Source organism: Candidatus Uabimicrobium helgolandensis (genome assembly GCF_041508025.1).
In the GTDB taxonomy this organism is placed as follows: Bacteria; Planctomycetota; Uabimicrobiia; order Uabimicrobiales; family Uabimicrobiaceae; genus Uabimicrobium; species Uabimicrobium helgolandensis.
In genome coordinates, this window is record NZ_CP165719.1 from 4380636 (window position 1) to 4393983 (window position 13348).

Sequence of the window (13348 nt, forward strand, 5' to 3'; positions counted from 1 at the left end):
AATTATAAAGAAAATTGTGTGCATAAAATGGCACATAGAAGAGTTGTAGACAGACTTTGAGCATTGTAAATTTTCGCAGACATTTTGCTTTGAGTTACAGTAGAATATTTTTTTTAGCTACTATCTATATTGGTTTTGGCTTTCCTTAGAGTATATACTTCTTTTTCCTGTGTTTTGTAATTTTTACGTTTTTCGTAGTATTTATGATTGGCATGTTTTTGAATGATATTTTGTACAAATTGCTTCGAGCCGTATATAATACCATAAGTGAGTGGTTGTTGTTTTTTCAGTAAGCCTTTTTCTTCCATCGCTGATTGCATTATTTGGCGGTATTTTTTTTGCCTTTGTTTTGGTGAAGAGCCTAACTGTAAATATTGATCATGGTAATCTATTTTAAAAATACCTTTTCCGTAAGCATGTTGTCTGTAGCTAGAGTATCGCCAGTTTTTAGGATGTTTAGTTACACCATTGCGCGTCATATTTAGTTCAACGTAAAAAAGACAGTTCATGTAATATTCTTCTGATTCTATAATAGTTGAATGATATCTTCCTGTCCAAAAGTGCCCTGTTTTTTTATACTTTTTGTTATATGCTTTTGCAAAATGACCTTGGCTGTACTGCATAAAAAGAGACAAGTTTTTATTTTTTGGCGTGCCTAAAATTAAATGGATGTGATTATTTGTCATACAAAATCCATAAATACTTACATCGTACTTATCTCGCGCTTTATTTAGCATTGTTAGATAGAGATCAAAGTCTTCATTGTCATTGAAAAAATACTGGCGATTATTACATCGTGCCACAACATGATACACTCCACCAACATAAATTAATCTCGGAGCACGCATCTCTTCTCCTTTTTTAGTTATCGAAAGTTTTATTTCTTATTGTATCGCCTTGTTCGACAATTTAAGAAATGACACAATTTTGCTCTGACACAATTTTATAAATTTTTGGTCGACCAGGTACCGATTTTGTTAATGTAGAATTGACGAGAAAAACCTCAAAACCCTTTGAGTCGAGAACTTAAAAAAGAGGAACCCAGTAAATTCCTGTAGACTCCATTGCAACGGTTGTTATTTGGCATTTTTTTAACCAATCCGCTATCTCATGCAAATCACATGTGAAGGTAGGAAACTTTCTAATATTTTTTGAATCTCGGTCTGAGGATACGCATACCCAGTGTTCTTTTGATCCTATGTCTATTCCTGCCGTATCAGGATTAATAATATCAAATGTCTCTATGCTTTTAGCTTTTTTCTCTCTTACTTTTTTTGTAGGATTCATAGTTGTACCTCGCTTATATTTTATGGGTTAAAATTTAAATTTTAACAATACAGCGAGGTACTTTGCACTAACTATTCTATTGTGATTCAGTTTCATGTCAAAAAAAACTAATGCCTCATTAGCTACCGCTGACACTAAAATTCCTAATGCTCAAAAAAACAAGGCCGTTAGGTTCTAGTGCTAGACTCAGTGACGAAATTTAGTGCGATTATTTCTGAAAAAAAAGCTTTAGAAAAAGATACAGAAAGAAATATGAATACATGGAAAAACTATCAATAATTTGCGAGACTATTATGGAAATCAGTATACTTGTATTTTACGGTGATTATATCGTTGATGAGATAAAGTTACAAAATTTTGAGGAAAATAGGTTTAAAAAAAATTTTTCAAAGATGAACATTGATAATATGAGAATTGAAATGGAACATTTCTCTTTTTTAGAGAAATATCTTTCACCTAGTACAAGCTGGGATTTCAATGAGTATCAATATTACTTGACCCGTGGAAAAGTATTGCTCTAAATACTTGAAGTTATATCGTCAGGCTCAGAAAAAATTAACGTTAATGTCTTGTTTATTAACGTGATATTAGATTGTAAAAATTTAATGTATTTTTCTCTAGAATTTTTTGAATTTCTTCTTGGAGAAACGGCAAAAAATAGAAAAATTAAAATTACAAATGTGCATGGAAACGTTCAAGAATTTTTGGAAATGCTGTCTTATGAGTCATTTTTAAAAAAAATTAAGCTAGATATTAATAATAAAAATAATGTATATGTAGAAGCATATATCGAAGTAGATTAAAACGGGCGCTATGTACAACATAGCGAAATTCTGGTGCCAGAGAGCGTCCAGCAAGCCGTACCTAGTGCGACATCACTATGCGCAATCAGCAATAGAAGAAGGATGGCTTGAGCAGCGTGGAAAGGAAGAGGTGCCCATTATTTATATATTGAGTAACAAAAAAAATTGTGTAAAAGGAAAGCGATGTGCAAAACCGAATAAACGTACTCCAAAAAAGTAATATACTCTATCCATGATTTCGGAGAAAAAAATGAGCGAATTTCGCAATAAAAAAGTTTTGATCACTGGTGGGACTAAAGGTCTTGGATTTGCGATTGCCAAGGCTTTTTGTAAACAACAAACAGAAGTTTTTTTAACATATAGGTCGGATGAAGAGACAGCTAACAACGCTTGTAAACAAATTGTCGATGCTGGAGGCAAATGCACACTTTTTAAATGTGATTTGGCTTTTTCCAATGCGAGTGAAGAGCTTTTTACACAAATTAAAGATTATACTCAAACTCTCGATTTTTATATTCATAACGCGGCCGCAACAGCATTTAAGAGTTTGCTACAAATGAAAGAGCATCATATTGATAAAACGTTCAATATCACTGTAAAATCGTTTATTTTAAATATGAAGCATGTTGTAGAAATGATGGATGGTGGCGGAGCAGTCGTAACTATTAGTGGAATGGATACTCTAAAAGCAGTTCCTTTTCATGGACTTTTAGCAGCAGCTAAATCATCTTTAGAAACTCTTACTGCATATTATGCTCACGAAGTTGCAGCAAAAAATATCGCAGTGAATGGCATTAATCCTGGTTTTTTCCGCACAGAATCGACGCAAAAATACTTAGGTAAGATGTTTGACGCAGTAAATGATAAAGTTAGTAATTCTGTCCCTCTCAAGCGAGAAGCAACCCTACAAGAAATTTCAGAATTGGTATTGTTTTTGTGTTCGCATAAAGCTAGTTGGGTTGTGGGACAAACAATTAAGGTTGATGGTGGTTTAGATTTTGTTTCTCCTTTTCAAATTTAGAGTGTAAAAGCAACATTCTTCGATTTAAAATATACAAACCCAAGCATTGTAAATAGAAGAATTGCGTATGTTGATGGCTCTGGAACAGCAGTAGTAACAGTCACAACATCTGGATCTAGGCCCAAAACAATCGAGGTTATGGTATCAGAGCCATTGTTACCTAAAACGCCAGCTTGTAATATGCCTACCCCGACAAAATCATTTGTAAATGTATTTCCTGTACGTACTAAATACTCGGAAAAAGATTCATTGAGTAAACCAGGACCAAGTTCGTTATTATCAAGAGATCCTCCCCCATACAAAAATCCATCAGTGTTGTTTTCAAATAGCATATCAAATCTAGCTCCAATACTAGAATCAACAAGAGTGTCAACGCTAAATGTACCAAATGTGCTAAAATCAAATTCTACAGAAATTGGAACACCAATATCAAATACACCTGCTCCATCAAATGTTATACCGTCGTTGATCTCAATAGTTATAGTCACTGATTATAATAATAATAATAATAATAAGAGTGTCAGACCTTTTTTGCTGAGACAAACTTATACAAAAAAATGAAGGTTTTATCGGTTTGATAATTTACAAGACACAGGAAAAAGAGAACAACAGAGAAAATAGTAATTGAATAAAAATTCAATTATAAAGAAAATTGTGTGCATAAAATGGCACATAGAAGAGTTGTAGACAGACTTTGAGCATTGTAAATTTTCGTAGACATTTTGCTTTGAGTTACAGTAGAATATTTTTTTTAGCTACTATCTATATTGGTTTTGGCTTTCCTTAGAGTATATACTTCTTTTTCCTGTGTTTTGTAATTTTTACGTTTTTCGTAGTATTTATGATTGGCATGTTTTTGAATGATATTTTGTACAAATTGCTTCGAGCCGTATATAATACCATAAGTGAGTGGTTGTTGTTTTTTCAGTAAGCCTTTTTCTTCCATCGCTGATTGCATTATTTGGCGGTATTTTTTTTGCCTTTGTTTTGGTGAAGAGCCTAACTGTAAATATTGATCATGGTAATCTATTTTAAAAATACCTTTTCCGTAAGCATGTTGTCTGTAGCTAGAGTATCGCCAGTTTTTAGGATGTTTAGTTACACCATTGCGCGTCATATTTAGTTCAACGTAAAAAAGACAGTTCATGTAATATTCTTCTGATTCTATAATAGTTGAATGGTATCTTCCTGTCCAAAAGTGCCCTGTTTTTTTATACTTTTTGTTATATGCTTTTGCAAAATGACCTTGGCTGTACTGCATAAAAAGAGACAAGTTTTTATTTTTTGGCGTGCCTAAAATTAAATGGATGTGATTATTTGTCATACAAAATCCATAAATACTTACATCGTACTTATCTCGCGCTTTATTTAGCATTGTTAGATAGAGATCAAAGTCTTCATTGTCATTGAAAAAATACTGGCGATTATTACATCGTGCCACAACATGATACACTCCACCAACATAAATTAATCTCGGAGCACGCATCTCTTCTCCTTTTTTAGTTATCGAAAGTTTTATTTCTTATTGTATCGCCTTGTTCGACAATTTAAGAAATGACACAATTTTGCTCCACAATTTTGCTCTGACACAATTTTACACTTATTCCCGTGAAGAAGTAAATCCAAATGGCAACCCCAACGATGTTGATCTGCCTCGTGAAGTAACAACAATCGTAGATCGCAATCAAAATATTACCATTATGTCGTACAACATCAACGGTAACCTTGTAAAAAAAGAAGAAAAAACACGTGGGATAAGACCTTCTGATCCACAAAGTTTTATAACTATGTACAAATATACAGCAACAGGTTTGCTAAAAGAGACAATTCATCCCGAAGGAAACCGCGTAGTTCGTGAATATGACGAAAACAATCCCGATCAATTCCAACGTGGAAACCTTATATCAGTGACCCATTTTCCTGACGCTGCGCGCGGCGGAGATCAACAATTTCACAAAGTAAGTTATACTTATGAACCGTTTTACAATCAGTTAATTTCTGTAACAGAGCAACGCGGTAATGACCCGTCTTTCCAACCGCAAAATGGTGGAATAGCAAGTTCAGAACGATACACATCACAAATGATCCCAGATTATTTTGAGGCAAATCTTGACACCGTGGGCTGTACATGTGGTTTTACTCTTCAAGATTTGATTGACAAATTTGGTATCGATGCCAGCTCTGTACTTAGTAAAATAGGTAGTAATGATTTAAATGGTGATGGAATTACAAATAACGTTTGTGGAAATATCATTGTTGAGAAATCTCCTATTGTCAATTTAAGAACGAACTCTCCTCAAACGATCATCGAAGGTGGAACACAACAGTTTATTGAAATCCGCAAATCATACAATAAGTTCGGTCAATTGAGCACCGTTGAAACACCAGAAGGCGAAGTTTCATTAATGGTTTACAATCCTGAAACTGATCCTGATGGGGATGGTGTAGATGTTCAGTCGGGAAATAAACCAAATGGCGATGAATTTGATATTGCAACTGGTGGGTATTTACAAAAAACAATTGTTGACCATTCGCATTCGACTAGATATCGTGGAAATTCACTTCCAACGCAAATTTCTTCAGAATATGGATATGACTCTGTTGGTAATGTAGTTTTTACGATAAATCCGCGTGGTGTAAAAACTCTCATCGAAGTAAACGCTCTCAATCAGATTGTAGAAACAACTGTCGCCGCAGATGTAAGTGCTGCCACAGAGCCAAATTTGACAGCTTTTGCTTATAAAACGCGTTTATTCTATGATGCGAATAACAACCTTATAAAATCGGAGGTGGAATATCGCGATGGAAATAATCCTGATTTACCTAATTTCATCGAAACAACAACCACTTATGATATTTTAGATAAACCGCTAAGTATTACTCAAAGAGTAGACAATAATAAAACTTTAACAACGGAAATGCGTTATGATGCAAACGAAAATTTAGTTGAGGTAAAAAGTCCTTTGGCCGTTTCAGGTATCGATCCTGACAATATTACTCGTACCGAGTATGATGAACGTGACCTCGTGCATAAAGTAATCCAAGCTCCAGGAACAACAAACGAAAGCATTGTAACATCCAATTACAATCTCAATGGCAATCCACTAGAAATTATTGATGCTGAAGACACAGATGGTGATGGACAAAATGAAAAAACATTGTTTGTGTATGATGGATTTAATCGTCGCATTCGCACAATCGATTCTGTGGGAAATGTTGTTGAGCAAAAATTTGATCCGGCGTCAAATATAATAGAAGTATCGTCTTTTGGTCCTATTGGTGAAGAAAGTAAAAGTGCAAACGATACTACTGGAAACGTTCTCCTAAGTCGCTCACACGTATTTCACGATGAACTCTCGCGCGTTTTTAAAACAGAAGATGAGTTATTCATCTCTCAAGGAGTAAATCTACAAAGAGTTGCGAATTTAGACGAAAACGATGCGACTCCTGGTGATGGTCTTATAACAAGCTTTGTAGACTATGATCGTAACTCGCGCACAGTATTTACCACATCAGCAAGTCCTAATACTGAGCAAGAAATCACCAAAATAGAATATGACGGTGCCAGCCGTGTTATTCGTGTGGAAGATGCACTATCAAATACTGTAACAACGCAGTACGATCAAAGTAGTAATCCATTAGAGATAACCGTTACTGAAGTACATTCTACAGGGCGCATTGCTTCAGAAAGCTTTACCACAATCAACGTTTTCGATTCCCTAAATCGCAAAATCCGTACTACCAATAATATTGGCCAAACCAACTACTTTTTCTACGACAGTAGAAATATGCTTACAAGAGCAGCTGATTCTGAAGGAACAGAGATAGCCGATTCACTTGGGCTATTTGCTGGAAACATTAACGATTTAGGTAATATCAGTGAAGTTGTACAAGATGGTTTAGGACGAACGATTAAAACAATCAAGGAATTGACTGTTGATGGTGAAGGAGGGAACCCTCTAGATCTGAGTAATCCAAGTAATATTGATGGTAATATCACAGAAACAAGTATTTGGGACGATAATTCACGATTGTTAACTGTTCAAGACGATAATTCGAACACCACGACTTATGAATACGACAACTTAAATCGCCCGACAAAAACAATTTTTGCTGACGGTAAATCTGTAACAAATACCTATAGTAAAGACCACAATATCATAAGCCACACGGATAACAATGGGAATGTTTGTACGTATGTTTATGATGGAATAAATCGTATAGTTGAAAAAAACATCGCACGTTCCGTCACAAATAACATAGTAGGTACTACCCAACAAACATTTCAGTTCGATGGTTTATCTCGATTAACTGTTGCAACAGACAATAATAATCCGAGCGATACCACGGATGACAGCATTGTAGTACGCAACTATGATTCTTTGAGTCGTATGCTTGAAGAAATACAAAACGGTAAAACTGTGTCAATGAACTGGCGCGAAAAGGGTGACCTTACCGAATGCATTTATCCAAACGATCGCAAGATTACTTATAACTACGATAAAATAGATCGTTTAACAACAATCAACGAAAATAGCACTGCGATTGCCTCGTATGACTATATCGGAAGCCGCGTAATCGAGCGAATATACAAAAATGGTACAAAACTTACAATGCTCAATGATGCTGGCGATGCCAATGTTGGCTATGATAATGCACGACGATTAGTCCATATGCGTCATTTACGACCAAATAATAATCGTATTCAAGAATATGAATACACCTACAACCGCGTAAACTTTAAAACGCAAAAGAAAAATCTACACAGAAACAAATTTAGCGAACGATATCAATTAGACTCGCTATATAGAGTAACAGACTTCAAACGTGGAAGAATAAAAGAGGACGGCTCACTAGGTGGCGTTTCGCAAACCCAAGACTGGCAATTTGATGGTGTCGGTAACTGGGCAAAAACGACAGTTAATGGCCAAGAAAAAACACAAACCATTAACAACATGAATGAATACGATTCATTTGATGGTACTACTTTTGTTCATGACGATAATGGAAATTTAACAGATGATAGTGAAAGGCTTTTTGCTTACGATGCTTTAAATCGCATTACTGAAATCAAAAATAAAGCAAGTGACGAAGTAATCGCAACTTACAAATATGACTTCATGAATCGTAGAATAAACAAACAATTTCGCGAACAACATGTCGAAGAGTGCAGTATCGCTGACGGAGAAGCAATACCTGATGCTAACACTTTAGCCCTATACTACTACAACAATACTGATGGCCCAATTGTCGACAGTTCTGGTAATGGAAGTGATATTAGCAATCCTAAAAATACCAGCCGAGAAGACGGTCTTTTCAATACAAGATCTGTGCGCTTCAACGGACAAAGACTTAAGATTCCACTTGCAACCACCTTGGACAACATTCAAGATCAATTATCTGTAGAAACTTTCGTATTTCTAAATCCACAAAGCACAGACAATCTTCAAGATGTAGGTGGTGCCTTAATAAAAAGAAAAGATAGCTTTACCTTAAAACTGTCACGCGGAAGACTCAAGCCTGTATTTATTCTCAACACTTTAGATGTAAATAACGAAGTTGTGGAAACTAAAGTAAGAGGAAATGTGGCGATACCTTTAGCAACATGGGTACATATCGCCGGAGTATACGACGGACAAAGCCTCAAGATATTTGTCAATGGCACTCTATTGGATGAAAAACCACTTATTGGTAATGTTGTTATAAACGTTGCAGAGCATACTTTTCTTGGGAGCACTAGCTTAGCTGGAAATTTAGAAGAAACCAGAATTTCTAATATTGCTCGCGTTGGCTGCGCTCCAGGTGGTTTAGTTACCAAAGATGTGCGCCGCAGTTTTTTTTATTCGGGGTGGCGAACTATAGAAGAAAGAGAGCAAGCTGCCGAAATAGGACAAGCGTTTGGACAAGAAATCGTTTCGCGGCAATTTGTTGACGGTTCGGGAATTGACGAGCATTTGCAAATTACTTTGTATGACGAAACTGGCACGTCTATTACCGAAGAAAAATATCTTCACCAAAATAGCCGTGGCGATGTGGTTGGTGTTAGCGATATTGGTGGTAATATTGTTTACCGCTTTGAACATAGTAGCTATGGTCTGACTTATCTTGTGAATTCTGATAACGAGTTAGAGGAATTTACCGATTTTGAGGAAATGGTGTATTCGTTCCAAGGAAGGCGCGCTGAGGTTGAAACTGGTGGAGATACTTATTACTATCGCAATCGTTATTACAATCCTACTTTGGGGAGATTTTTACAGAGAGATGGTGAAGGCTATGTTGATGGATTAGGTTTGTATCAGGCTTTTGCTGGAAATCCTTATACTTTTACTGACCCGAAAGGTAAATTTGCTGTTTTTGGTGCAGTTTTAGGTGCGACAATTGATCTTGGAGTTCAAGTATTTTTACAAGGGCGAAGTTTTTCGCAGGTCAACTGGAAACAAACAGCTTTAGCGGGGGGAGCAGGATTTTTCTCTGGAGGAGTTACTGGTTTAACAACAAGAGCTGTAGCCAATGGTTCTATGTCGTTATCTCGGGCCTTAACTATCGATTTTCTTGCTGATATGGCAATAGGTACGGTACAAACTATAGGTGAGTATTTTCTTGACCCTCAACAGGGATGTTGTGGTAATTTGTGGGATAATATCTTTAAAAATGCTATTATTACATCTCTATTCCACAGTTATAGTTTGTTTAAAGGTATAAGACGTTACAGTGGTGAAAAGGATTTTTCTAAATCTCATGGTCGTGGTTCAGCACGTTGGTATAAACGCTTATCAGGCGTGACTAGAAAAAGCATGGAATATCGTGCTGGGCAAGTTAAAGCAGAACGTTTAGTAAGACAATTTGCAAATCTTGCTAAAGATGCCTTAGGAGTAGAGCAAAAACAGGTAGTCGATAAAGTGTTATATGTTCCATACGCAAAAATGTCTCATTTTGTTGGAAAACTACTTTGGAAAAAGAAACGGCAAATAAGATTAAACAAAAATGATTTGTATGGGGGGGATGAATCTTCTGCATTGGTTACCGCGGGGCATGAGTATATGCATTCGTATTTTTATTCTAACGGCGAAAGTGCGATAGATCAACTCGGTAAGTGGAGAGAAGAAATCAATGTAGAATATTTTGCTATGAAAATTTTAGATTTCAACGGCCTTCTTTCCGATTTTGCAAAGAATAAATCTAACAATTATATTAAACATTACCAAGATTTATTAAGAAACTCTGGCGAAGAATATGATGTTACTACCATGTTTAAGTAGTAAATTGTAATTTCTGATAACCATAAACGCGATAAAAAATTACAGGCAAAAAACACGGGTCAGCCTAGTTGTATTAAAGCTGATCCACGTTTATGAACCAACCATGCTTATCGTTATTACTCGAATTTATCTTTGGTTAAGTATATTATATCTTTTGAGAAGAATATAACTTTCAAATAAACGCTCACTACATTTAAGGATGGAGAAATAACCATTGAATGAGATAAAAGATAAACAACTAAATTGTATACATAGTCATGTTTCTTATTATAATTGTAAGTTTTCTCTAGCATTAGGAAAATGTCGTATAGAAAAAACACATTTCCATAATTGTACATTCCAAACTGATGTTGTTTTCGAATATCCTAGAAATTGTAAATTTATCAAATGCTGTTTTGATGGCAAATTAGGCTTTGATTTATCTTTTATTCCTTGGAGTGAAATTTTACCTTATATTTTTGATTTACATTCTGTTACTGATTTAAATTTAATGGCAAATGGCATGAAAGAACTTCCCTCAGAAATAAAAAAATTAAAAATGTTAGAGCGTTTAAGTTTATACTGCAATCAGCTAGATTCTCTTCCCGAAGAAATATGGGATCTTAAAAATCTACGTTTTTTAAATTTATCATTAAACCAATTAGAGTACTTACCTGAAGAAATAACAAAGTTGTCACATTTGACTCAATTATTCATTTCTAGAAATAGGTTAACAAGTATATCAAAAAAAATAAAGTTACCGATGTTAAAAACTTTAAATCTACATATTAACAATTTGTCTAAATTTCCAACTGCTTTTTTGGAAAGTCCGCTAACTGAATTAGATATTAGCCAGAACAAATTAATATCAATCCCAGAAGAAGTTGAAAAATTTAAAAATTTAACTCTCTTTAATTTATGTTCTAACAAGTTAAAGACTTTACCAAAAAAAATACAAAGCCTTACAAATTTAAAACACTTACTTTTATTAGAAAACTCAATAAATATAAGCGAAAGAACATGGATTACAGATAGTTTACCAAATTGCAAAGTTGTTTTTTAAATTGCATTGACATTCGTGCCAGACTCGCAATAAATATGCTTTTGCAAAATGACCTTGGCTGTACTGCATTGACATTCGTGCCAGACTCGCAATAGACATTCGTGCCAGACTCGCAATAAATATGCTTTTGCAAAATGACCTTGGCTGTACTGCATTGACATTCGTGCCAGACTCGCAATAGACATTCGTGCCAGACTCGCAATAAATATGCTTTTGCAAAATGACCTTGGCTGTACTGCATTGACATTCGTGCCAGACTCGCAATAGACATTCGTGCCAGACTCGCAATAAATATGCTTTTGCAAAATGACCTTGGCTGTACTGCATTGACATTCGTGCCAGACTCGCAATAGACATTCGTGCGGACATTCGTGCCAGACTCGCAATAAGAGTGTCAGACCTTTTTTGCTGAGATAAACTTATACAAAAAAATGAAGGTTTTATCGGTTTGATAATTTACAAGATACAGGAAAAAGAGAACAACAGAGAAAATAGTAATTGAATAAAAATTCAATTATAAAGAAAATTGTGTGCATAAAATGGCACATAGAAGAGTTGTAGACAGACTTTGAGCATTGTAAATTTTCGTAGACATTTTGCTTTGAGTTACAGTAGAATATTTTTTTTAGCTACTATCTATATTGGTTTTGGCTTTCCTTAGAGTATATACTTCTTTTTCCTGTGTTTTGTAATTTTTACGTTTTTCGTAGTATTTATGATTGGCATGTTTTTGAATGATATTTTGTACAAATTGCTTCGAGCCGTATATAATACCATAAGTGAGTGGTTGTTGTTTTTTCAGTAAGCCTTTTTCTTCCATCGCTGATTGCATTATTTGGCGGTATTTTTTTTGCCTTTGTTTTGGTGAAGAGCCTAACTGTAAATATTGATCATGGTAATCTATTTTAAAAATACCTTTTCCGTAAGCATGTTGTCTGTAGCTAGAGTATCGCCAGTTTTTAGGATGTTTAGTTACACCATTGCGCGTCATATTTAGTTCAACGTAAAAAAGACAGTTCATGTAATATTCTTCTGATTCTATAATAGTTGAATGGTATCTTCCTGTCCAAAAGTGCCCTGTTTTTTTATACTTTTTGTTATATGCTTTTGCAAAATGACCTTGGCTGTACTGCATAAAAAGAGACAAGTTTTTATTTTTTGGCGTGCCTAAAATTAAATGGATGTGATTATTTGTCATACAAAATCCATAAATACTTACATCGTACTTATCTCGCGCTTTATTTAGCATTGTTAGATAGAGATCAAAGTCTTCATTGTCATTGAAAAAATACTGGCGATTATTACATCGTGCCACAACATGATACACTCCACCAACATAAATTAATCTCGGAGCACGCATCTCTTCTCCTTTTTTAGTTATCGAAAGTTTTATTTCTTATTGTATCGCCTTGTTCGACAATTTAAGAAATGACACAATTTTGCTCTGACACAATTTTATAAAAGAGCAATTAAAGAAAAAATAAGACTCAGCGAATTTTACTTCGCGAGCCTTTTACTGTTTTCTCAATTTTTTTTGCGTAAGATGAACGTCTTGGATTTGCGCCCAATCTATATGGATTTTATCTGAACTATTTGATGATTTCTTGATTTTTTTGTAGTTTTAGAGGTCATTTGTCTTTATTTTGCTTTTTTTGCAAGGTTTCTCGGAGTATGGGAAGAGTTAGGTGATCTTTATCTCTGCCGATTTCTTTTTTTGTTAGAATTAAACTTTCTAAATTCTGTACTCAAATGTGAAACTCTCCAGCCTTCATGATATTTGACTCTTTAAAAATATCGCTATAATCTAATCGATTTCCTATAATTCCAAGGATATCTAAAGGTCCAAAATCTGTTACAAGTAAATGATGTCCTTGAGAAGATAGAGCTTCAATTTCAGGAACTATCTTGATGTCTCTTCTTTTGAATAATAAGAGTG

The 13348-nt window shown here is 34.8% G+C and carries 10 protein-coding genes; 5 read left to right on the top strand and 5 right to left on the bottom strand.

Annotation, left to right across the window (positions count from 1 at the left end):
• Window positions 1–113: 113 nt before the first annotated feature.
• Window positions 114–848, bottom strand: a complete 735-nt coding sequence (locus UABHE_RS16040) for a transposase (RefSeq protein WP_372371347.1) — start codon at window positions 846–848, stop codon at window positions 114–116.
• 178 nt (window positions 849–1026) lie between these two features.
• The gene (locus UABHE_RS16045) at window positions 1027–1287 is read right to left on the bottom strand and encodes a transposase (protein ID WP_372371348.1); all 261 of its coding nucleotides are present in this window, start codon (window positions 1285–1287) and stop codon (window positions 1027–1029) included.
• 293 nt (window positions 1288–1580) lie between these two features.
• Here UABHE_RS16045 and UABHE_RS16050 point away from each other — a divergent pair, with 293 nt between their 5' ends.
• From UABHE_RS16050 to UABHE_RS16060, 3 genes are all read left to right on the top strand, one after another.
• A complete protein-coding gene (locus UABHE_RS16050) occupies window positions 1581–1808 on the top strand; it encodes a hypothetical protein (protein WP_372371349.1) in 228 nt (75 codons plus the stop codon).
• An 84-nt stretch (window positions 1809–1892) separates the two neighbouring features.
• On the top strand, window positions 1893–2090 hold the full coding sequence (locus tag UABHE_RS16055; RefSeq protein ID WP_372371350.1) for a hypothetical protein: 198 nt from the start codon (window positions 1893–1895) through the stop codon (window positions 2088–2090).
• Window positions 2091–2340: 250 nt separating this feature from the next.
• Window positions 2341–3111: an SDR family NAD(P)-dependent oxidoreductase gene (locus UABHE_RS16060; protein ID WP_372371351.1), complete on the top strand. Its 771-nt coding sequence runs from the start codon at window positions 2341–2343 to the stop codon at window positions 3109–3111.
• On the opposite strand, the gene UABHE_RS16065 is transcribed toward UABHE_RS16060, so the two are convergent.
• Window positions 3108–3599 (bottom strand): PEP-CTERM sorting domain-containing protein, encoded by a 492-nt coding sequence (locus tag UABHE_RS16065; RefSeq protein WP_372371352.1) that lies wholly within the window; start codon window positions 3597–3599, stop codon window positions 3108–3110. The two genes, UABHE_RS16060 and UABHE_RS16065, sit on opposite strands and share 4 nt — an antisense overlap.
• A 263-nt stretch (window positions 3600–3862) precedes the next feature.
• Window positions 3863–4597, bottom strand: coding sequence for a transposase (locus UABHE_RS16070; protein WP_372371347.1), 735 nt, complete (start codon window positions 4595–4597; stop codon window positions 3863–3865).
• A 79-nt stretch (window positions 4598–4676) separates the two neighbouring features.
• On the opposite strand from UABHE_RS16070, the gene UABHE_RS16075 reads away from it, so the two are divergent.
• Both UABHE_RS16075 and UABHE_RS16080 read left to right on the top strand, forming a co-directional pair.
• Window positions 4677–10370 (top strand): RHS repeat-associated core domain-containing protein, encoded by a 5694-nt coding sequence (locus UABHE_RS16075; protein WP_372371353.1) that lies wholly within the window; start codon window positions 4677–4679, stop codon window positions 10368–10370.
• A gap of 214 nt (window positions 10371–10584) precedes the next feature.
• Entirely contained in the window at window positions 10585–11412 is an 828-nt protein-coding gene (locus UABHE_RS16080; protein WP_372371354.1) for a leucine-rich repeat domain-containing protein, read from the top strand.
• Between the two features lie 625 nt (window positions 11413–12037).
• Here the strand turns inward: UABHE_RS16080 and UABHE_RS16085 are convergent.
• A complete protein-coding gene (locus tag UABHE_RS16085; protein ID WP_372371347.1) occupies window positions 12038–12772 on the bottom strand; it encodes a transposase in 735 nt (244 codons plus the stop codon).
• Between the last annotated feature and the right edge of the window lie 576 nt (window positions 12773–13348).

Coding starts and splice junctions, on each gene's coding strand:
- UABHE_RS16040 (WP_372371347.1), bottom strand. CDS start 848: ATGCGTGCTCCGAGATTAATTTATGTTGGTGGAGTGTATCATGTTGTG.
- UABHE_RS16045 (WP_372371348.1), bottom strand. CDS start 1,287: ATGAATCCTACAAAAAAAGTAAGAGAGAAAAAAGCTAAAAGCATAGAG.
- UABHE_RS16050 (WP_372371349.1), top strand. CDS start 1,581: ATGGAAATCAGTATACTTGTATTTTACGGTGATTATATCGTTGATGAG.
- UABHE_RS16055 (WP_372371350.1), top strand. CDS start 1,893: ATGTATTTTTCTCTAGAATTTTTTGAATTTCTTCTTGGAGAAACGGCA.
- UABHE_RS16060 (WP_372371351.1), top strand. CDS start 2,341: ATGAGCGAATTTCGCAATAAAAAAGTTTTGATCACTGGTGGGACTAAA.
- UABHE_RS16070 (WP_372371347.1), bottom strand. CDS start 4,597: ATGCGTGCTCCGAGATTAATTTATGTTGGTGGAGTGTATCATGTTGTG.
- UABHE_RS16085 (WP_372371347.1), bottom strand. CDS start 12,772: ATGCGTGCTCCGAGATTAATTTATGTTGGTGGAGTGTATCATGTTGTG.